Genomic DNA, 19851 nt, shown 5'->3' with positions numbered 1-19851 from the left:
GATATATGCAGCGCGGTGCGGGTTTGTAATGCAATAAATAAATTAATCGCGCTTGGCAATATCGGCAAAGCTGCCTTGTAGCAACTGGCATAAATCTGTTGCAGCCAATTCAATATCTAAACCCCGCTTTCCGCCGGAAACGAATATTGTGGCATACGCCTGTGCCAAGCTATCGATAACAGTCGGTAAGCGCTTTTTCTGCCCTAATGGACTGATACCACCGACTAAATAACCGGTGGTGCGCTGCGCCAATTGTGGGTCAGCCATCTCCGCCTTTTTGGCACCCAAAGCACGCGCAACTTTTTTCAGATCAAGCTGGGTTGCGACAGGGGTAACGGCAACCGCCAAATTTTTGGCATCACCATTCAAGGCGACCAGCAAGGTTTTATAAACCTGATCGGCATTAAGCCCCAACTTTTTAACAGCTTCATCGCCAAAGTTGGTTTCTGCTGCGTCATGGTGATAAGGATGTAATGTGAACGGAACTTTTTGTTTTTCCAGCAAAACGACTGCAGGTGTCATAATAAACGTCCAATTAAAAATGAAAATTTATTCCAAGGGATTATCCTACACCCAATCATTGCGGTAGAGTTAAAAATTAACCTAATAAAATCAATGCTATCATGATTGATTGCCGGAGTTATGATGAATGTAAGTTGCTAATCTAATCGTCAGGTTGCTACCCTGTACCTGCAGCTCATATTATCCGCAAGGAGTGTGGGCGCTTAATAACTAAAATAATGAAAATTCCTCTTTGACTGGCCGATAGCGATATCGGCCATTTTTTTACTTTTATTGGTGATTACTGCTCGCCGAGTTGCAACAAATCAGGCAGATTACCCTCGCCATACAGATGCAGTGCACCGACCGCGACCACATAACGCCCGGCTGGCAGATGTTCTAGTTGCTGCTGCCAGCGTTTATTCCGTTGAATCATCAGCACATCGTATAGATTTTGGCTAAAAGTTGGTGCCAGTGTGGTTAGGTTATTAGTTGGGGGATGTTCCAGCCACCAGCCAATCATGGTTTGCAGCAGGCGTGCGTTGGTGTGCCAATGGGTCAGAGTATCAAGCAGTAAAGACATGCCGTTATCAGGTAATGTCTCCAGTAAATCGAGTTGCATTTGTGTTCCTTCCAACTCTATAACACTTTTTTCTTGTGCTGCTGCCGCTTTCAATAATTGAAAATCGATGCCGTATTCCCCACGCAATCCCAGACGTTGAGCCTGGCGAGCCTGAAGCATTAAGGCGACCTGCCATGCCGGTAGAAAGGCCATCGAGTGCGGATCAGTGCTCAGCTCTTCGCAGCGCTGTAACAGTTGCTGATATTGCTCCTCAGATAATCTATCGATTAATGCTTCGCTGAGGGTATCGGTACCAAAAGGTGAGGAAGTGTCGGTGATATCAGCTTCGACAATAAGTGCATCAGCCTGATTCAATTTATTCAGTAATTCGTGGGGGAGGGGGAACATGTTCTCGGTTCCCATATGAATACTGCCGACCATATGGAAGTGGCGTTCACCGGGTAAGGCGATATCCAACGCCGGATAGGGGTAGGTCGCCGGTGTCAGAATACCGAGAAATCGTGCGATGTGGCGTAATAATTGGCCCATATCCATGTGGTTCCCTTTTTAGCATTTCTTAACATGCTAAACGCTAAATGGCGCACATGAAAGTGTTGTGCGCCATTAGGCTATACCCTTTGTATTTGCAGCCGCAGGGGGTTAGCTGCTCTTGTTACTCGGCCCATCCCTGAGCCTACCTGCAACGCCAATGACTTTGGGGATATCAGGAGCGCTTACTGCTTAGGTTTAAAACGCAGCAAACGGTTAGCGTTGCTGACTACGGTAATGGATGACAGCGCCATGGCCGCCCCTGCCACCACCGGGCTAAGTAATGTTCCGGTGAACGGGAACAGAATTCCCGCCGCAATCGGAATACCCAGTGCGTTGTAGAAAAACGCACCCAATAGGTTTTGCTTCATATTGCGCAATGTTGCCTTGGCAAGCTCCACGGCATCCGCAACCCCATGCAGACTGTGGCGCATTAGCGTGATAGCCGCAGTTTCAATCGCGATATCACTACCACCCCCCATGGCAATCCCAACATCCGCTTGTGCCAGTGCAGGGGCATCATTGATACCATCACCAATCATCGCCACTTTATGTCCAGCGGCTTGCAGTTGCTTGATAGCCTCAGCTTTACCCTCCGGCAATACACCCGCGATCACCTGATCAATACCGGCTTCTTTGGCAATGGCATTGGCGGTAATTGGGTTATCACCGGTTAACATCACCAGACTGTATCCCAGTTGATGCAATCGTTGCAGAGCGCTGACACTGTCGCTGCGCAGTGGATCGCGGATCGACAGCAGTGCCGCGGGTTTACCCATTGCGCTGAGGATAACCGGGGTGGCACCACTTTCAGCTTGCTGCTGCATGAGTGATTGCAACTCACGGGTATCAATGCTCTGTTCCTCCAGCAGGCGGTTGTTCCCTAGCAACAAAGGAATGCCGTCAACTTCACCACTGACACCCAAGCCACGTAAGGTGCGGAACTGACTGACGGTAGCCAGCGTCAGCCCTTCGGCACGTTGTAAAATAGCGCGAGCCAATGGGTGATTAGAGCCGGTTTCTAGTGCTGCGGCCCATCCCAGCGCTTGTTGTTCGCTGACACCGTTAAAGGTATGAATTGCCACTACTTGTGGGTGACCTTCCGTTAGCGTGCCGGTTTTGTCGAACACCAACGTATCGAGATTACTGGCTTGCTGCAATGCATCGGCATCACGTACCAAAACACCAAACTCGGCCGCCCGCCCGACGCCAGAGATGATAGACATCGGTGTCGCCAGTCCAAGCGCGCAGGGACAAGCGATAATGAGCACTGTGGTAGCAACCACCAGGGTGTACACCAACTGAGGCTGTGGACCGAGGAAATACCAAATCAGCCCGGCGATAACAGCAATTGCCACCACGGTTGGCACAAATACCGCTGAGATTCGATCCGCCAATTTGCCGATTTCTGGTTTACTGCTTTGCGCCTGACGAACCAGTTTGATGATGCGAGCCAGTGTGGTTTGGCTACCAATAGCATTGGCGCGGAACAGTACCGATCCATCCTGTACTTGGGTACCTGCATGTACCACATCACCTGCTGATTTTTGTTGTGGGATAGGTTCGCCGGTCAGCATGGCTTCGTCCATCCACACTTCGCCCTGCACAATTTTACCATCAACCGGTACTCGGTCACCGGTAGTCAGACGCAAGGTCATGCCCAATTGGACCTCAGCCAGAGGGATCACTTGCTCACCGTCGTCAGATACCCGCCGTGCTGTCGGTGGTGCCAGGTCCAGCAGTCGCTCCAACGCATTAGATGAACGCTGTCTGGCGCGTTGTTCCATCGCATGACCAAGGTTAATCAAACCGATTATCATGGCACTGGCTTCATAATAGAGGTGGCGCGCCTCCATCGGGAAAACATCCGGCCAGATATTCACCGTAATGGAATAGAGCCACGCCGCTCCGGTACCTAGTGCCACTAAGGTATCCATGGTGGCACTGCCATTTTTCAGGCTGACCCAGGCGTTGCGATAGAAATGGCCACCCGCAAATATCATCACCAGCAGAGTAATCACCCCGACAATAAGCCACGGTGTCTGGGTTTCTGGCGTTAGCGTCATACTGCCGCCAAATAACCCCCATCCCATCAGGGGGATACCCAACAGCAGGCCCAGTGCTGCTTGCCATTGGAAGCGCTTCATACTGGCTTGCGACATCTGTTGCTGACGTTCGCGGCGCTCGCCTTCGTCTTCAATAATCTCCGCACCATAACCGGCATTTTTGACGGCTGCGATTAAGGCTTCATTGCTTGGGTTACCGGTTACTAACGCGCTACGCTCCGCCAAATTGACGCGCGCAACCTCAACCCCATCAACACCTTCCAGAGCATGTTGTACTTTGGATACGCAACTGGCACAGCTCATCCCGGTTAGCAATAACTGGACGCTATCGATATCCACCGCTGTGGTTGGGTTAGCATTAATATCACTTGTTACTGCCGGAATGGTTGAAGAGGCCGCTGCCTGATATTCCGGCTGAGATGGGGCTGAGTCAGTCAGCGGCTCAGTTTTTGGGGATGGGGCACCTGGCAGTGCGGCGTGATAACCCGCCTGTTCCACTGCGCTAATTAGCACCTGCGGATCAGCTTTACCATACACTTTAGCGCTATCCACACTCACCACGGCTGCAATTACACCGGGAACGGCTTCCAGAGCTTGGCGTGTGGCTTCAGTACAATGGCCGCAGCTTAAGCCAGAGAGCTGTAATTGTGTATCGGGTGTTTGGGCTGCTTCTGCCTGATAACCGGCTTGTTTGACAGTATCAATCAGCGTGTTGATATCGGCTTCACCGGTCACTTTGGCATAGTTAACGTCGACTTCAGCATGATGAATATCTTCACGACTTTCTAAGGCGGTTTTCACTCGCTTGGCACAATTCATACAGGAAAGGCCATGCAAGGCCAGCACTGTGGTTTGCAACATAATTAACTCCTTATCGAGTAACGACTTATCCGTTCATTTCGTCGGGATAAGTTTAGTCGGTAATCCCAGTCACATCGCTTATCGTCGCTGATAATGGATTTATCCATAACCTTAAGCTGTACAGGTTTTATTCCGCTTGACTGACATCGTTATTTTCACTAATTATGGAGGTTAAACCTTCCAGCAAGGGGAAGGTCAATAGAATATTATGTTGATAGAAAAGGATTTTTATTAACGCTGTCCACAATGCGACCACATTCGATACAAGGCCCACATATTGTGGGCTTTTTTATTGTTTCCGTTGGGTTACTTAATCGGCTTTAAGGCTCTCGGAGTTTGTCCAGAGATCAAATAATTGCCCCTCATGATAAATCTTTACTTGAGCTACCCCTGTTGTAATACCCATGGTCACGACCTTATCTACAGGTATAGCGACCTTTGGCATAAAACATTCCGTTTGCATAATCGTTTTGAAGGCGGCCTCATCTTGATGCTGAATTATCGCCGAGAGGCGTTCGAATGCGTCCGCTGATTCGCAAACTGGATACTTTCCGTTAAGTTTTACTGCTATTGCGCTGCTGGAAAAACCAGCAATCAGAAGCGCCACTAAAATTCTCTTTTTCATCCTTAACCCCATTCACTGTGTTTGTAATTCCATCTTTAACTTGATAGTAAATTTTTGTTACATGCGTTAATACTTATAATTATCTTACAAATAAAAAATCCTGCCAAAAGCAGGATCATAAAATAGAAGATGAATTTAGTTTAACGGTCAGAACATCAATACCTGACCGCTGGTTTGCGGGTGTGGCTGCACAGGGTTAATTTCACCGGGCTTTGATATTGAGCGCATGAAGCTTTCCATCGTCACAAAGGTATGACCGCAATTCACATTGATACATTGGTGATAGCGCTCTTTGGTTTCGGTGGTGATTTGGCTACTACTGCGGGTATGGGCTGCACTATGGCATAAAGGGCAATTAAACATGATCCGGACTCCGGTATCATCCCGACTATGGTCGGTGTTAATGATAATTATGCGTGACTATTGATTAAAAATCATCATTCCATGTCCAAATCATCTATTTTTACTTCCAATTCCAGCGCGGTAGTAAAACCCGTATCACTCACTGAGTGAGTAACAGTGACTAGCGTCCAGTCGGCATCGTCAATCTGCTTTTTGAATCCGGTCACTTTAACCGGCACCTCTGGATAAAGATCGGCGCGACCTTTGGCAAGTTGGATGGAAAATTTCGCCGCGCCACGTTGCAGCCGTTCCCAATTGGATTTGGCCGCCCGTTGTGCGTTGTTCTTACTGGCGTAAGTGGTGCGCAAGGTCAGCACATTTTCATCTGTACCTATCAGATATTCGCCCTGCTTCTCTTCTGGTTCTTTTGGTTTGGCGGTGCTTTTCGTCTTGCGTTTACGCTTTACCTTTACTGCCGGTTTTTCGGTGGTGCGGGTGTTGAGCCAGTTCGCCACCACGCCGGTATATGCTCCTCGGTCAGCCATGCTAAATTGATGTCCGTCACCTAAACTGCGGATAACGGTCATGACTGGTATCGGTTTACCGCTGGCGGTTTTCGATTGGCCTTGTTTGATAAATAACAGATTGCCATTTTTGACGGCGGCAATAGCGCCATATTGTTTCGCCAAGCGGGTAATTAAATTACCATCCGATTCGTTGGTTTGGTCTATATGATCAACCGTTAAATCAGACATGGCTTTATTTAACGTTGGTGTAAGTTTATTGCGCTCGGCAATTATTTTAATGATCCCGCCAATGGTGGTTTTATGGTAAGACTGATCGCGGCGAACATTTAGCGTTTCACGGAAATCCGCACTACGGGCGCGAATAGTCAGCTTGTCCGGTGCGCCGCTGTGCTCTATTTCATCCACGGTAAATACGCCTTTATCAATTAGCGCCGCCCCTTGCCAGCCCAGCGCAACCGCGATTTTTGCCCCGCGACGTGGTAGCACTAATTGACCGTCTGAATCATCCAATTCAATATCAAGCTGATCAGCTTCAAAGCCGCGATTATCAGTCAAGGTTAATGACATTAATCGCTTTTTAATTTCGCTACTTTTATCTACGCCGTCGACGGTAATAGAATAATCCGGCGCGTTATGCCCGTTATTTAACAGGTTATCGATTATGGTCATGATAATAATCCGCTGGCAGTGTCAGATATTTGAGTAGCGATATCGTCAAATTGCTGGGATAGATCACCAAACATCTCTTTTAAAGATTCATCGGTGCGCTTTAGTGTGAGCGTGAATTCAATTTTGCGCGCTGATCCGTCGCTAAAAAAAATACTTTTGGTGCGGCTAAGATTCTCAATGACAAACATGCCATGAATAGCGCCGTTCCCTTCAATCAATGACCAAGCTTTGCCGGTTTCAGCCATCAGTTGCAGCGCCATGAGTGAGATTTTACCGCCAGTCAATTCAGGGTATAACACGCCGGATAACGTAATAGATTCTTCATCTGGCCCCAAAAATTGACTAACCGGTCGTAAGCCAATGCGCGCATTTGAGGGGTGACGCCATGCCATTTGATGTTGAAAATCTTGATAGGGGACGGTTTGCAACATAAAAACAAACATCCCTAACGCCATCATCATGTTATTACTCCTTAGTCGTCATGGTCTTGGTAACTGCGGTTTGATTTACTTTGTGTCTGGCGTTGATAGGCCGCTAGTTGGCGAGCTACCTCGCGCGCGATATCTTGCGCGTCATGTTGTGGTTGCGGGTAGATATTGATAATGGGCGCACCAGTGCTGACTTGGTTTTGCTGTTGGTTGCTGGCTTGGCCGTTATTGTGACTGCGGTACTGCGCCGCCGGTAAACTATACGGATGCAGCGGCACGGCGGCGGCTTGATAGCCACTGAATAACATCGAAGCCGCGACCGCCATTGCGGCGGTATTACGGCGGCCGGTAACTTGCGCGGGGCCGTTGATGATTTCAGGGCCATGCTCACCGACTACACCAAATTTACCCAACGGAATATAGCCGCCATTATCGTATTCACCGGTATATTTCGCGGCGATATCAGCGGCGCTGTTTCCCTTGGGGGCGGGTTTCCATGTGATACCGTAGTTACCTGCGGCGGCTGCTACCGCCGGATTACTCTGCGCCAGTTCGCGGGTTTTCTCGGAGCGTTGCTTCACTTCGTCCAGTTTTTCCAGTACCCACTTAATTGATGATATTAATAACTTAAGCGGTGTCATTGCCAGATTGATACCATCAGCCAAGAATTGACCAAAGGATTTACCGGCATCGGCGGCGCTGTTTAAATCCGCGGTGGTTGATTGCACGGGTTCCAGTAACTTTTTAAACCAGTTCCACACGTTTTTAACTGCATCGCCGATCCAGTCAAATACCGGCCCCAGCGGTTTAAGTGCTTCTTTGATTGGGGCGGCAGCTTGCATAAAGCCATCCACTACGCCACCGAGAAACGCCTTAATCGGTTTCCAATACTTGTAAATCAGCAAGCCAGCGCCCGCGATAGCCGCACCAATCAGGCCAATCGGACTGATTAAGATCCCGAATATGCCACCTAAGCCACCAAGGGCAAAGCGCAGGAACTTAAGCGGAGATTTAGCCAGCCAGCTAATCCCATTACCCAGCATTTTAAAGCCGCTGATGCTGGATTTAACCGGTGAACGCACCACATTAACCAGCCCATTACCCAGCCCTTTGAGGGTGGCAATGGCCGACTGACCGCCATTTTTAGACAAGGTGATCAGTGAGCGGCTAAAGTTGCCGATCTGCTGGGTGGTGATGGGTGTGGTACTCGCCAGTTTGGACATACCAAACGACAGGCGCGGCAGTAAGCGGATGCCTAATACGGAAGTGGTAAAACGCAGTAGCGCGAACGGTCCCAAAATACCGACAACGGCAATCGCCAGTGCGCCAAATGCGGCGGTAGCAATGGCGATAGCGGTACCCACTTGCACAATGCCCAGGCTGATTTTTGGGTGAGCCTTGAGAAACTCGGCCACGCCATGCATAAATTCAGTGATGCTTTTCGCTGTTGACCTAAGCCATGCGTCATTTTTTTCAAATAATTCAACGCTGACGTTTTCCAAGGCGGCATGAATGATTGTCATGTCACCTTTGAGGTTATCCAACTTAGTAGCAGCCACGCGAGCCGCCTCGCCATCATACTCACCGGGCTGCCCGCGCATCTTATCTAGTGAGCCATTACCGGCAGCGTGCATCAACACACCAAAACCGGTCACGGCATATTGTCCGGCGATACTTTTAAAGATAGCCCCGCGCTCAACGTTACCCATTTTGGCGGTTTTCTCATTGATATCTTTTAGAATATCAACCAGATCACGCATATTGCCGTTTTTATCGGCAGTCTTAACGCCTAAATCTTTAACGGTACTGGAGCCACCAATACGGCTTAAGATACTGCGCATAGTGGTACCGGCCTGGCTGCCCTGAATACCGGCGCTACCTAGCATGGCAGTAGACGCTGCGACTGTCTCCAAACTCTGCCCGTACTCCCGGCCAACGCCGCCGGAATACTTCATAGACTCACCCAGCATCGGGATATCCACGTTATTACGGGTAAATAGAGCGGTGAGCACGTCGGCCACCCGATCCATTTTCTCGGCGGGGATACCCATCGCGGTTTGAATATTGGAGGCAATATCGGCGGTGGTACCTAAATCGATATCACCGGCCGCCGCCAGATTCAGCATACCCGGCATCGCCCCAACCACTTGTTTAGGGGTGTAGCCGGTACGACCAAGATAATATTGACCCTCGGCGACTTGCAGGTCGGTAAATTTAGAAGAGAGCGGCAAGGTGCGCGCCTGATGGCGCATAGCTTGCATTTCAGGCGAGTTTTTATCTTTAATGCGGGTTACCGCCTGAGTGCCACTCATCATGGCGTCAAATTCATAACCGACATGCAAGGCGTTTTCTATCCCACGGCCCATTGCGCGGCCGGTGGATAGCGAGGTGTAGCCCAATCCGGCGGCAATGGCTTTACGCTGATTGCTGCTATCAAAGCGGTTACGGGCAGCACTAAGGCGCTGCTGTTGCTGCGCTTGCTGCTCTAACCGGCGCTGCTGCGCGGTCAGTGCCGCGGTGGTGCTGGTAATATTGGCCTTAAGGGATCGCTGCGCCTGGCCTAGTCGGTTGGTGGCAATGCCGCTATTTTGCAATGCGGTACGCTGGGTATGCAGCGCGGTACGTAAGTCATTGTATTTTTGTTTTAGTTTGGCGGCCTCTTCACTGGCGCGCTTAAATTCTTTTGCCTGTTTGGCGGTGGGTGCGGCACTATTTTTTAATTCGTTGGCGAGTTGGCGCGCTTTATCGCGTGCGGCGGCCAGTGCCTGAGCGGCACCATTAACCGCCACCTTATTCTTGCGAAAACCCTCAATTTTGCCAGATTGAGCATCCAGTTGCTTGAGTTGGTCTTTCGTCGCTTTAATCGATGCGGCCAGCGTTTTATTGCTGGCCAACATAGATTTAAATGGCTTGGTAACTTTATCGATGGCACTTAAAGAAACCTGCAAGCGGAGGTTCTTGTTACTCATCACTGCCCCCGTTACGGATAATGGCCTTATGACGCCATTCTAAAAGCTCACCTACGGTCATTGGATCGGTGGCGGATGGCGGCCAATGAAAGGTAACTGCGATATCTGCTACCAAATCATCAACCGTTAAGCACTCAGGTAGTCTGACTTGACCGAGTTCGGCAAGAAAAAAATCGCCAACGCCTGAGACAGCGCGTAAATATCAGCCGGATCAAGGTTGCTGATTTCTGGCACGGTCAGGTTAGGGGTGGTGATACGCGGTAATACCCGGATCAAAGCGTCAACATCGGTATCTAATAGCGCTTGCAACTTAGCCCCGCGCAATGCTCCGGCGTTAGGCTTGTTAATGGTCACTTCGGTAATGGTGGTGTTACCTCGAATGATGGGAACATCCAGCGTGATCACATTAAATTTATCTTGCTCGGCCGTAACGACTTCATTTGTTGCAAGGTTTTCTGCTGCTGATTTTGGGTCTTTCATGATGACTTTCCAAATAAAAATAAAGAGAAGAAATGAAATCAGGTGCGAAATAAGCCACGCGATAAATTCCGCCATATTACAGGCCGATATTGCGGCGGTGGGCTTCCAACATGTCTACGCCGTTAACGATTTCGACCATATTCACAATATCAACCTCGATCAGTACTTCGCCGTCCCAGGTCAATTTGTAGTAGGTGTTTTTGGTGGAAATCTTGGTGGTGGTGTTATCACCTTGCTTGCTGTCGCCGCCGTCGATTTCCTCATGACGGCCACGCATCACAATTTCTACCGCGTGGGTCTCACCGGTATCATCGCGCTGATAGGAACCCGCAAAACGCAGTAACACACCATCGACCTTGGTGACGCCCCATTGCTTGTAGATCTCGGACTCAATACCGCCCAGCGTCCAGTCAACGTCTAGTGCGCCATCAGCCAGCCCCAAATCGACCTTAGCGCTGCCGTTCATCCCGCCGCCGCGAAACTCTTCAAATTTGCGGTTTAATTTTGGCAAGGTGATGGACTCAACCACCCCTTGATAGCTGTTCCCGTCATTGAATACATTCAGGAACTTAAGTTTGCGTGGTAAGGCCATAATTAAGCTCCTTAGCTATTAACGGCGGCGGCGAAATCCGCCAGATAGCGATCGGTGATGCGCTGGCGCAGGGTTAAATCTTCCAGTGGTGGCACTGGCGTATAGTCGTAATCAATAAACAGGCGGCCCGCTTTCAGGGTGTCTTTATCGTTCACGCTGTCGTCGTACCAGCAATCGCCATCAATCAGATAACCCAATGATTTCAGCTCGCGCATTTTGGCGCGAATGCCCTCAATAATGTCTTTTGCCAGTGACGGCGTAAGCGGCTTATCGTTAGCCCACATATGCGCCTCGGCCATGGTGTCAGCCAATACCTGCGCGGTGCGGGTGTAATTTTCAAAGGCAAATAGCGGATCATCGGAACAAGAGCGAGAACCCCAAAAACGATAACCGTCTTTACGGATCAACGTGGTCACGTCTTTGCTGTTGAGCAAGTTGGCGTCAGTGGCGCTATTTTGCAGATCCCAGAACACATCCGCGCTAATGCCAGTAACGCCATTGACGCCCACGTTAGACAGCGTTTTATGCCAGCCAACATCATTATCAATCTTGGCGCGCAAGCCGAGTGCGCGGGCGGTTGCAAAGGCGGTAGCCTCGGCATTAGTGACCGTATCCCAACTGAGGAAATCCGGCCAAATCACCATCGCTTCACGCTGGCTGAAATTATCGCGGTAGATAATGGCCTCTTCTTTGGTTTTACAACCATAGGCGCTGATGTAGGCAAAAGCGCGTAGGCTCTGAGCAATAGCAAGCAGTTCAGTGGCAACCGCTTTGGTATCATGACCTGGCACCCCCAAAATGCGCGGCTTGACATCAAACTTACCCTGGGCGGCTAACAGTGCTTTCATGCCGGTATAGCGGCCATCCGGTGTGGATCCACCAATAATATTGGAAGTGGTTTCGGCTTCGGTTTCACCTTGAGCGACACGGACAACGATAGTCACGGGTTTGGTTTGGTCGCTGATGGCATCCAATGAATGGGCTAAGGTGCCGGTTTCACCGGCCTTGCCGCTGGCGGCCAGCACATCGGTGAGTAATACCGGGGTATTGAGTGGAAACAGGGTGGCGTCAGCATCATCGGAGGTACAGACCATCCCGACTACCGCCGTACTGACAGTGCGGATCGGGCGAGTGCCTTCGCTAATTTCAATGACGCGCACACCATGGTGGTAATCGGTTGCAGACATGCGGTTTTCTCCGGTTAAGCGTTCATTCGCTATGATGCCGGATTGTCACGCGCGGGGCAGGTGATGGGCGTTGTGTGAGGGATGGCACAAAGAGAAGGCGGGCCATTAAGCCCGGCTTTGTAATTATGGATATTCAGGCAGAGGCATTCCCTCATTGACATAACCAGGTAACGAATCATAGAAGGTTATATATCGTGGGTCTGACGGTTCAACTTCACCTAAAAAATCAAAGTCATCTGATGATTGTGGTGAAGCAAACCATGTAATTATTGCTGTCTCTGTTTCATCAGAGAATTGCACATATAAGGTCATATCACTCCCTATTAAAATGAATAACTCGAAATCAAAATAGAACCAGCTTTAGAGCCAGTCATATCACTTTCAAAACGATAATAGAGTGTTTGTGGAGTGATGATATCAATTGAAAAATTTCCCGCCATATCAACGCCATTACCTGCGTTAACCCCTAATCTTACTTCCTGATAACCGGTACCAAGACTATCACTGGCGATATACATCGATGAAAATGACGCTGCTGCGGTGCTACCTCCACCCACTTTTGAATTACCGAGAGCGGTTATCGCATTGAGCGGCGCGGCCAGTGCGATAGATACCGTTGTGAGCGCTGGCATTGTGGCACTGGCGGCTACCACTTGAACCTGTGGAAATGATACTTTTCTGCCTATCAGGTAACTAACTTTAAACTTGCTTGAAGCAATAGGGGAAACACTGACCAAAGCAGATGCTGTATACCCTGATGGCATGTTAGCCCCGCCATACACCTCTGGTGCCAGCACTGACGTGGTATTAACAGCCAGCAATGCTGATATTTGCGTCGATGGGTTATAAATCGCATATATGGCGACAAATCCCGATACTGGAACCGTGCCTGTATCCATCCCGCCAGCGCCATTTGTCGCAAGGTTAATTGTCTTGCTAAAACTACTCAGTTTGTACTGCAATCCACCTAAAGCAGTTTGCACAATTAACTCATCTGCGGTGAAAGTTGCCGTTGCTGATGCGGCAGCAATGCTCATTTTTGCATTGCGTGATGTGCCGACAATACCCGTAAGTTGCGGAAGATGTGCGACGTCGCCCAAACCAAGGTTTTCGAGAGCAGCCGCAACAGCCGCCGCGCCAGCAGTTTTAATCTCAGATAAGTTGTTAGCTGTTTTTAAAGTTGCATCGCTAATCGTTTTAATTGCTTTCGGCGTAGCGGCTAGCGTTTCGCTATCGCTGGTTGTGGCGCTACTTAATTTCACAAAGCCTTTTTCGGTCTTGCTGGCATCGGGATGATTGCGCGATTTTACATGCTCAGCCAACAGGTCATCAGCATAGGTTTTCACCTCTATCACTTTATCATCCACGTACTTCCGTGTTGCCAGCACTACCGACGGATCGATTTTCAGCGTGACTGCTTCGGTACTACTGACAATCAACACCATGCGCACGGTCTGCGTGCGGCCGCTGCCCTCTTGTAGTTGGGGTTTATAGGTCTCCGGGCAGTTGGCAATGGCGATTAATACGCCATCTTTATCAAACAGCCCAACTTCACGTATCCACCAACCGCCGTCCGTTTCGGGAATTACCTGTTCGGCGATGATTTGACTACTATTGGCCGCATCAATACTCAATGAATTCAATGCAGCGCGGCGTTTCTCGGCGATAAGTTGCGTTTGTGCGGGGCTAGGTGTGGGTAATGCGCCGCCGCCGTCCCCCACGGCCATTTGCGTAATCTGTAATTGAGTACCGAGAGCGGCCGCATTTGCCAGCTTGGCCGCCCCCAAATTGGTCAGTAGCGCAAAATATTTCACTGTCATGGGTTCACTCTCATATCATCAATCAGATGCACAACACCGCCACAATAGCCTTGGCCGGTGACGGTAATGGTTTCGGGTAAGTAGGGGTAAATGGTCATTTCGTCGCCGTCATAGCTGGCGGCGCTGATGGGGATCGTTCCGGTCACATCGAGATTAATCGACAGGCCGATCAGATGGCGGCTGCACGGCTTGGCATCATCAATCAGCCGCTCAAGTTCTTGATACATTTCCTCGGTGATGCCGGTTTCTAGCACGCCCACATCCAAGCGAAAAGTGCCGGGCGCTTCGTTGGTTTTCCACCATTCAATGACACGGATCAGATAGCCGAGCGGCTCCACCACACGACGAATTGCGCCAATAGTGCCTTTGCGTTTATGGACGTAAAACGAGGCATTGACCACTGCGCGTTTTGTGGCTTCCGGCCAGCCTTCATCCCAGCGATCGACCGACCACGCCCACGCCAGATAAGGCAATAAGTCCAGCGGGCAGGTGTCAGCGTTCCACAGTTGGCGTAATGGCACGTCAATGTTAGCCATGCCCGCACAGGCTTGTGCGGCGGCAATTTCCAACGGGGTGGAGCCAACCGGCAATAGGCGTTTATTCATCGGAACCACCCACAGCCAAGGTATAGCCGGTGCAATGGGCGGCTTGCGTCTTGTCTAGCACCACATCAACTACCGGCGCGGCCAGTTCTACCCGCTGTACCCCCTCAACATGCAGCGCGGCATAAATGGCAGATTTGCGAATATCCCTGCCTAATCGGCGCTGAGTGCTGATGTAATTTTGCAATTGGGCTTCTGATGCTGCGCGGATAGGCTCGGCTTCCGGCCCTGGGTAAAAATAGAGCGTGGCATCAATCTGATATTCCACGATATCGGCGGTATTAACCGTTAATCGGTCGGCTACCGGCCGCACATTCTCGTCATTCAGGGCGGTAAAGACTTTATCCAGCAATTCCTGCGGTGCTGTGCCGTTCCCCTCGCGAGAAAGCACAGTGACAGTGACGCAAGCGGGGGACGGGCTGATTGCGGAGGCGTCAGCAATGCGGCCGTCAGCACTGCGAGCATGGTATTCATACGCGCCGGTCGGCCCCGCTACGCTCAAACCCTCAAAGGCTTGCGGGATACGCACCCGAAAATCGTCGTCAGACTCCATCACTGCGGTAATCGGTGGGATGGCGTCTGGATTGGCTGGCGTGATGGTCAGTCGCGCAATACCATTATTCGCGCCGAGGTGATCTAAATCGCCACCCATCGCATGTGCCACCATCACCGCTTGCGCCCCTTCATTGACACGCTGGCGCAACAGCAATTCACGGTAGGTACTCTCCTGCAACAGTTTTACGATAGGTTCCGACTCAAATGATAACGTTAGGCGCACCGCGTCTTGTTGGTCAGCCGGATATAAGGCGATAAATGCCTCTTTGCGTAAGGTAAACAGGCTTTCAAAATCCAGTGATTCAATCACCAGCGGGGCCGGTAACTGACTTAAATCAATGATTGCCATTATTGACTCCCTAGCGGCACGGCTAAACTCAACCGGCTATCGCTATCGGTGCGACTACCGGATAAATCCACTATCATCTGGCCGTCAATCTGAGTGGTGATACTGATGGCATTTAAGGTCACGCGCGGTTCCCAGCGCATAACAGCACCATAGACAGCAGCCATCATTTTCAAGCGTAAAGCGGAATTTTGCGGCTGGTCGATCAGAGTGGATAACAGCGAGCCATAATCACGGCGCATCACCCGCGAGCCTTGCGGCGTGGTGAGAATGTCGCTGATTGACTGGCGAATGTGGTCAATATCACCGATGTTTAAACCGCTGTTGCGGTTCATGCCGATATACTTATCAGTTGTCACTTAATCCCCTCCGTCCAGCTTCCACCGTGCTGCACGCCGCCGTGGTCATGCTTATCAATCACCACACCATTAGATGAAAACTGGCCGCCGGAATGCGTGATATCCCCGCCCATTGTGCCGCCCTTCTTTACGTCAAGTGTCGCAGTGGTGAGGTTGTTGGTGCATTCCACTTCTGGCGTATCCAGTGTGATTTTGACTGATGCAGCACAGGTGATATTGGGCGCGGTCACATTGACTGATTCACTGGCTTCTATTGTTGCCGTGGTGATACCTGTCACTGCTAAATGACTGGTTTCTGGCTCATACTCAAAACGCGCACCATCAGGAAAAGTGATCACAATGGCATCCGCCGATTGTGACGGCGCGGGATTGGCATCCGAGAAGATGGCGGGCAGCACAAAACCGGTGGTGAGTTCACCGCCGATACTGAGCACCATGACTTGCTCACCCACTGAGGGCGCAGACCAAAAGCGCACCCGACCGGCGCGCAGGGTTAACCAATTGAGCCAATCGGTTTCAAGGTTGCCTATTTTGACTCGACACAATCCGCTAGCAAGATCGACGTCTGAGACGATGCCAATACGAATAATGTTAGCCAATAGGCGTTTAAGGCCAGCAATAAGGATATTCATGCGGCCAGTTTGCCGCCTACGGGCGCGCTGGGCATGTGATGGGCTTTGTGTGATGGATGGCACAAGAGAGAGCGTATCGAGCACGGTTATTTCTATCTGTACTGCAGCGAACTTTTATGGTTGAGCGAGTCACTTTAAGGGCATATAACGGGAGCGGCCAACACAGATAAAAATGACTATTTGGCGATATGCTCTAACGCTAAATCGCCTATCCACTCGATATCACTGTCAGTAAAGCCTAGCAACTGGCGGCGCTCGTATTTAACCGTTGGCCCGTTTTTTGTGACTTTATCCCGCAAGCCGTAGTGATGCACCCTAACCAAATTATTGACCTTTCCGCTAAAGGTGACGGCGGCCTCGTCGGCGTTGGATTCGCTTTTGATAAAACGGGCGGTGCGCAGCTTGGTAAACATTTTGCGTTTGATGCGGCCTTGTTTATCCCGGCGTTTTTTCTTGCGTGCGACAAAAGGGGATCCGTCTGGATTTTGTTGTGCCTGAATGTGTTTTTGTTGGCGCTGGCGCAGTTCTTTAGAGACTTGACGCATAAACGCACCGCGCGCTTGTGGGGATAATTGCGCCAGCAAGATTGATAATGTTTGGTCTAGTTCGTGCAAGTCATTCACTCAGCCCACTCCGCGACAGTTTCACCGTCAACATTCACTTTGTAACTTTTGACAAAGTATTCCGGTGGCACCGGCTCGTCCAAATGAGTTACGGTGAGTGCACCTTCTTGCTCTTTCACGATGGTTCGCTCGGTCAGCTTGAGATCAATACTGATATCTCGCAGCTTGTTATCCAGATAATCCACTTCAAAAGTGAAACCATCCTGACGCTTATCGGGGTTTGCCATGATATCCGGCTGGTTTGTGCGCAACCAGTGCAGGATAGGGACAATGATCAAATCCAAATTATCGGCATAATCCGTAATCACCAGATTTAAGGTGTACTGATACTCAAACGATAATGACGGGGCCAGTGTGGCAATAATGACCCCATTGTCGATAAACACATGCAAGCAATCGGGGTTTTTCTTGATGTACGACACGGATTTCATGATATTGGCACGTAAGGATTCAGGCTTTAGCATCGGAAGCGGCCTCTTGCTGGCAAATGAGTACCGTATCAATCTGCGCGGCGCAAGCGTGTAAAGCCGCTTCTAATTGGTCGATATCGTCGTTTAAATCACCGTTAGTTTGTGGGTTGACTGCCGGAAACAGGCACGCTGTGACCTTCGGACAGCCATTGACGGTAATCTGCGGCCCCGGTGAAGGCAGGCCGCTGACGCAGCCGGATAATATCATCAGGCAAGGGAGTATCAGCCCAACGGCGTAACGTTTCATTTTCACGGTATAACCTCTTTAGTTGGCTGTTACGTTGCGCCAGCAACTGATCCGCGCTGGCAACCTGTTGGCGTAACTGCGCCTGCGCCTGATTGTTGGCATTGGCGGTCAGTGCCAGGGCAATAAGTTGGCCGTTTTTACTGGCCGAATCGGCCGCTTGCTGGTCAATTACTACTTGCCGGGCTTCAGATAAACGATAAGTTTGTACGCCACTGGCAAGCAGCAAGGCGGCGGCAACCGCCCAGGCGATCGGGGCTGTGTTGATGATTGACATGGATTAGCCCGGATATTGACGGGCTGGCAATTGAAAATGCGGGCCGTCTTTAAAGGTTGTCCAATTACCGCCCCATTCCACGGCGATCCCCAACTCGGCGGCTGCCTGCTTCACCGCTTCGGCCATCGGGCGGAAATATTGCCAATCCCAACTTACTTTACCGTTAGGCAATGGCACGATATCGACTGCGTGGCCGGTTAAATGGCGGCTGTTTAGTGTCTGACTGGCTCCGGCTTTGACCAGTTCACGCTGGCGCTCTATTGTGCGGCGGCCCTCAATCACTTTAAAATCAATCGGGGTGAGTTCCAGCGCACGGCGCACGACTTTGACCAAATCAGGATGCACGCCGATCAGATTGCTCTCACTGGCCTTACCGAAAATGAATTTATTGTTTGGCATCAGTGGTTCCCGCCTTTTTGTTGATGACTTTGAATACCAGTTCACGAATGGCTTGTAAGCCAATCAGCCCGATTAGGCAGCTAATAAAGATTTCTACTTTTCCAGCGGCAACTTCGGTTAATGCGCCATTCAGCCAAGGAATGGCGTCAATCAAGTGAATGAGCATAGGGGAAATCACCGGCCCAATATTGACGCCGACTAGCCCACACACCACACCTTCGCCGATGCCTTCACGTAATTTACCGCCGCCCCACACCACGCGACGAAACGCCACAATAAAGGTGACAAAAAAGCCATTTATCATGGTGGAATGGGCGGAATAAAAGGTCAGTGCCGCACCTATCCAACTTGGATCTTTTTCTGGCATTTTCATGTCCGTTACCCCCTTATGGGGAATTGTGCAATTAGTCCCAAAGTTGCAGGGTTTGCGTGGTGGTTGCAGTGCTCACTTCGGGCATTTCCACCGGATAACCGTGCGGTAAAAACGGCCCGATATCGGATAGCCCCGGATTAGCCGCCAACACTTTTTCTGTCACACCCTCAGTGCGGCCGTAGTAGCGCCAGCACATCGCGTCAACGGTGTCGTACTGCTGCGCCAGAATGCGCATTAAATCAACTCCACCGTCATGCGGTTGATCGCCTGAATATCGTTAATCGCCCAGGCAGCATCGCGGCGCAGGTTATCAATGGTTGGCTCCAGTGAATCGGCCCGTTTACCACCTGCGCCAGTGGTATCAAACCCGCGAAAACGATCAGTCAAACGGGCTTGCATTAGGCAAAACACGGCGGTGCGGTATAACTGAATGTGAGTGCTTTCACCGTCCAGTTTTTCCGCTGGTACGTCAGCCGCTAACAGGTAGCCTTTCTTTTGCTGGGTTAAACGCCAAACAGACAAGCGATCATTCACTTCATTGATGGCAAACAGTGCCGCTTCAACAACGCGTGGCTGCGTGATGGTGCCGTCTTGACGTGACTCTTCGCGGTACTGATTCAGGTCGATATCCGGCCAGAAACCCTCGTTTTTGATAACGTCCTTTTCCGTTGTCTCCACCGGTTCCGGCGCTTCGGGTGTTTGATTGCCGTTAATGACGATTTCCATGCTGAGACTCTCAAAATAAGCGGGCGGTGGACGGTGGCCTTGCTAGGGTAAAAAATATCCTGACTTG

Annotated in this window: 26 protein-coding genes; all 26 read right to left on the bottom strand. The window is 50.5% G+C overall.

Features of this window, described 5'->3' with window-relative positions; all coding sequences use genetic code 11:
* Positions 1-42 precede the first annotated feature (42 nt).
* Complete coding sequence (ybaK, locus tag V1956_RS19495) at positions 43-522, bottom strand: Cys-tRNA(Pro)/Cys-tRNA(Cys) deacylase YbaK (protein ID WP_083159927.1); 480 nt, start codon at positions 520-522, stop codon at positions 43-45.
* 280 nt (positions 523-802) lie between these two features.
* The gene (locus V1956_RS19490) at positions 803-1612 is read right to left on the bottom strand and encodes a TraB/GumN family protein (protein WP_442825833.1); all 810 of its coding nucleotides are present in this window, start codon (positions 1610-1612) and stop codon (positions 803-805) included.
* 185 nt (positions 1613-1797) lie between these two features.
* On the bottom strand, positions 1798-4539 hold the full coding sequence (gene copA / locus V1956_RS19485) for a copper-exporting P-type ATPase CopA (RefSeq protein ID WP_372558229.1): 2742 nt from the start codon (positions 4537-4539) through the stop codon (positions 1798-1800).
* 310 nt (positions 4540-4849) lie between these two features.
* Positions 4850-5164: a hypothetical protein gene (locus V1956_RS19480; protein ID WP_050879723.1), complete on the bottom strand. Its 315-nt coding sequence runs from the start codon at positions 5162-5164 to the stop codon at positions 4850-4852.
* Between the two features lie 147 nt (positions 5165-5311).
* The gene (locus V1956_RS19475) at positions 5312-5527 is read right to left on the bottom strand and encodes an ogr/Delta-like zinc finger family protein (protein ID WP_050880077.1); all 216 of its coding nucleotides are present in this window, start codon (positions 5525-5527) and stop codon (positions 5312-5314) included.
* Between the two features lie 74 nt (positions 5528-5601).
* Positions 5602-6702, bottom strand: coding sequence for a phage late control D family protein (locus tag V1956_RS19470; protein WP_442825532.1), 1101 nt, complete (start codon positions 6700-6702; stop codon positions 5602-5604).
* Complete coding sequence (locus V1956_RS19465; RefSeq protein WP_099462208.1) at positions 6699-7163, bottom strand: phage tail protein; 465 nt, start codon at positions 7161-7163, stop codon at positions 6699-6701. The genes V1956_RS19470 and V1956_RS19465 overlap by 4 nt, the downstream gene beginning before the upstream one ends.
* Positions 7164-7174: 11 nt before the next feature.
* Positions 7175-10099, bottom strand: a complete 2925-nt coding sequence (locus V1956_RS19460) for a phage tail tape measure protein (protein ID WP_442825531.1) — start codon at positions 10097-10099, stop codon at positions 7175-7177.
* A complete protein-coding gene (locus V1956_RS19455; RefSeq protein WP_049648479.1) occupies positions 10092-10214 on the bottom strand; it encodes a GpE family phage tail protein in 123 nt (40 codons plus the stop codon). The genes V1956_RS19460 and V1956_RS19455 overlap by 8 nt, the downstream gene beginning before the upstream one ends.
* 11 nt (positions 10215-10225) lie before the next feature.
* Complete coding sequence (locus tag V1956_RS19450) at positions 10226-10579, bottom strand: phage tail assembly protein (protein ID WP_442825530.1); 354 nt, start codon at positions 10577-10579, stop codon at positions 10226-10228.
* Positions 10580-10655: 76 nt separating this feature from the next.
* Complete coding sequence (locus tag V1956_RS19445; protein WP_004706390.1) at positions 10656-11171, bottom strand: phage major tail tube protein; 516 nt, start codon at positions 11169-11171, stop codon at positions 10656-10658.
* Between the two features lie 11 nt (positions 11172-11182).
* Positions 11183-12358 (bottom strand): phage tail sheath protein, encoded by a 1176-nt coding sequence (locus V1956_RS19440; protein WP_442825529.1) that lies wholly within the window; start codon positions 12356-12358, stop codon positions 11183-11185.
* A gap of 123 nt (positions 12359-12481) precedes the next feature.
* Positions 12482-12670, bottom strand: coding sequence for a hypothetical protein (locus V1956_RS19435; protein WP_442825528.1), 189 nt, complete (start codon positions 12668-12670; stop codon positions 12482-12484).
* Between the two features lie 11 nt (positions 12671-12681).
* Complete coding sequence (locus tag V1956_RS19430; RefSeq protein ID WP_442825527.1) at positions 12682-14178, bottom strand: phage tail protein; 1497 nt, start codon at positions 14176-14178, stop codon at positions 12682-12684.
* Positions 14175-14783, bottom strand: coding sequence for a phage tail protein I (locus tag V1956_RS19425; protein WP_442825526.1), 609 nt, complete (start codon positions 14781-14783; stop codon positions 14175-14177). Before V1956_RS19425 ends, V1956_RS19430 begins: the two co-directional genes overlap by 4 nt.
* A complete protein-coding gene (locus V1956_RS19420) occupies positions 14776-15684 on the bottom strand; it encodes a baseplate assembly protein (RefSeq protein WP_442825525.1) in 909 nt (302 codons plus the stop codon). The genes V1956_RS19425 and V1956_RS19420 overlap by 8 nt, the downstream gene beginning before the upstream one ends.
* On the bottom strand, positions 15684-16040 hold the full coding sequence (locus tag V1956_RS19415) for a GPW/gp25 family protein (protein ID WP_442825524.1): 357 nt from the start codon (positions 16038-16040) through the stop codon (positions 15684-15686). The genes V1956_RS19420 and V1956_RS19415 overlap by 1 nt, the downstream gene beginning before the upstream one ends.
* Positions 16037-16672: a phage baseplate assembly protein V gene (locus tag V1956_RS19410; RefSeq protein WP_442825523.1), complete on the bottom strand. Its 636-nt coding sequence runs from the start codon at positions 16670-16672 to the stop codon at positions 16037-16039. Before V1956_RS19410 ends, V1956_RS19415 begins: the two co-directional genes overlap by 4 nt.
* Positions 16673-16848: 176 nt before the next feature.
* Entirely contained in the window at positions 16849-17295 is a 447-nt protein-coding gene (locus tag V1956_RS19405) for a phage virion morphogenesis protein (RefSeq protein ID WP_050879713.1), read from the bottom strand.
* The gene (locus V1956_RS19400) at positions 17292-17759 is read right to left on the bottom strand and encodes a phage tail protein (protein WP_442825522.1); all 468 of its coding nucleotides are present in this window, start codon (positions 17757-17759) and stop codon (positions 17292-17294) included. The genes V1956_RS19405 and V1956_RS19400 overlap by 4 nt, the downstream gene beginning before the upstream one ends.
* Entirely contained in the window at positions 17746-17970 is a 225-nt protein-coding gene (gene lysC / locus V1956_RS19395; protein ID WP_442825832.1) for an Rz1-like lysis system protein LysC, read from the bottom strand. Before lysC ends, V1956_RS19400 begins: the two co-directional genes overlap by 14 nt.
* Positions 17861-18286: an Rz-like lysis system protein LysB gene (lysB, locus tag V1956_RS19390; protein WP_442825521.1), complete on the bottom strand. Its 426-nt coding sequence runs from the start codon at positions 18284-18286 to the stop codon at positions 17861-17863. The genes lysC and lysB overlap by 110 nt, the downstream gene beginning before the upstream one ends.
* A gap of 3 nt (positions 18287-18289) precedes the next feature.
* The gene (locus V1956_RS19385; protein WP_442825520.1) at positions 18290-18685 is read right to left on the bottom strand and encodes a M15 family metallopeptidase; all 396 of its coding nucleotides are present in this window, start codon (positions 18683-18685) and stop codon (positions 18290-18292) included.
* Positions 18672-19058 carry a phage holin family protein gene (locus V1956_RS19380; RefSeq protein WP_442825519.1) on the bottom strand — a complete coding sequence of 129 codons (387 nt, stop codon included), beginning with the start codon at positions 19056-19058 and terminating at the stop codon, positions 18672-18674. The genes V1956_RS19385 and V1956_RS19380 overlap by 14 nt, the downstream gene beginning before the upstream one ends.
* Before the next feature lie 31 nt (positions 19059-19089).
* Complete coding sequence (locus tag V1956_RS19375) at positions 19090-19293, bottom strand: tail protein X (protein WP_032910092.1); 204 nt, start codon at positions 19291-19293, stop codon at positions 19090-19092.
* Positions 19293-19784, bottom strand: a complete 492-nt coding sequence (locus tag V1956_RS19370) for a head completion/stabilization protein (protein WP_075356653.1) — start codon at positions 19782-19784, stop codon at positions 19293-19295. The genes V1956_RS19375 and V1956_RS19370 overlap by 1 nt, the downstream gene beginning before the upstream one ends.
* Positions 19785-19851 lie beyond the last annotated feature (67 nt).

Source organism: Yersinia sp. 2540 StPb PI (assembly GCF_052217165.1).
GTDB lineage: Bacteria > Pseudomonadota > Gammaproteobacteria > Enterobacterales > Enterobacteriaceae > Yersinia > Yersinia enterocolitica_E.
This window is presented reverse-complemented; position numbering and strand designations above follow the sequence as displayed.

Coding starts and splice junctions, on each gene's coding strand:
- V1956_RS19475 (WP_050880077.1), bottom strand. CDS start 5,527: ATGTTTAATTGCCCTTTATGCCATAGTGCAGCCCATACCCGCAGTAGT.
- V1956_RS19425 (WP_442825526.1), bottom strand. CDS start 14,783: ATGAATAAACGCCTATTGCCGGTTGGCTCCACCCCGTTGGAAATTGCC.
- V1956_RS19380 (WP_442825519.1), bottom strand. CDS start 19,058: ATGAAAATGCCAGAAAAAGATCCAAGTTGGATAGGTGCGGCACTGACC.
- V1956_RS19400 (WP_442825522.1), bottom strand. CDS start 17,759: ATGCTAAAGCCTGAATCCTTACGTGCCAATATCATGAAATCCGTGTCG.
- V1956_RS19385 (WP_442825520.1), bottom strand. CDS start 18,685: ATGCCAAACAATAAATTCATTTTCGGTAAGGCCAGTGAGAGCAATCTG.
- ybaK (WP_083159927.1), bottom strand. CDS start 522: ATGACACCTGCAGTCGTTTTGCTGGAAAAACAAAAAGTTCCGTTCACA.
- V1956_RS19480 (WP_050879723.1), bottom strand. CDS start 5,164: ATGAAAAAGAGAATTTTAGTGGCGCTTCTGATTGCTGGTTTTTCCAGC.
- V1956_RS19420 (WP_442825525.1), bottom strand. CDS start 15,684: ATGGCAATCATTGATTTAAGTCAGTTACCGGCCCCGCTGGTGATTGAA.
- V1956_RS19440 (WP_442825529.1), bottom strand. CDS start 12,358: ATGTCTGCAACCGATTACCACCATGGTGTGCGCGTCATTGAAATTAGC.
- V1956_RS19460 (WP_442825531.1), bottom strand. CDS start 10,099: ATGAGTAACAAGAACCTCCGCTTGCAGGTTTCTTTAAGTGCCATCGAT.
- copA (WP_372558229.1), bottom strand. CDS start 4,539: ATGTTGCAAACCACAGTGCTGGCCTTGCATGGCCTTTCCTGTATGAAT.
- V1956_RS19410 (WP_442825523.1), bottom strand. CDS start 16,672: ATGAATATCCTTATTGCTGGCCTTAAACGCCTATTGGCTAACATTATT.
- V1956_RS19430 (WP_442825527.1), bottom strand. CDS start 14,178: ATGACAGTGAAATATTTTGCGCTACTGACCAATTTGGGGGCGGCCAAG.
- V1956_RS19435 (WP_442825528.1), bottom strand. CDS start 12,670: ATGACCTTATATGTGCAATTCTCTGATGAAACAGAGACAGCAATAATT.
- V1956_RS19450 (WP_442825530.1), bottom strand. CDS start 10,579: ATGAAAGACCCAAAATCAGCAGCAGAAAACCTTGCAACAAATGAAGTC.
- V1956_RS19465 (WP_099462208.1), bottom strand. CDS start 7,163: ATGATGATGGCGTTAGGGATGTTTGTTTTTATGTTGCAAACCGTCCCC.
- V1956_RS19470 (WP_442825532.1), bottom strand. CDS start 6,702: ATGACCATAATCGATAACCTGTTAAATAACGGGCATAACGCGCCGGAT.
- V1956_RS19490 (WP_442825833.1), bottom strand. CDS start 1,612: ATGGGCCAATTATTACGCCACATCGCACGATTTCTCGGTATTCTGACA.
- V1956_RS19375 (WP_032910092.1), bottom strand. CDS start 19,293: ATGCGCATTCTGGCGCAGCAGTACGACACCGTTGACGCGATGTGCTGG.
- V1956_RS19370 (WP_075356653.1), bottom strand. CDS start 19,784: ATGGAAATCGTCATTAACGGCAATCAAACACCCGAAGCGCCGGAACCG.
- lysB (WP_442825521.1), bottom strand. CDS start 18,286: ATGTCAATCATCAACACAGCCCCGATCGCCTGGGCGGTTGCCGCCGCC.
- V1956_RS19445 (WP_004706390.1), bottom strand. CDS start 11,171: ATGGCCTTACCACGCAAACTTAAGTTCCTGAATGTATTCAATGACGGG.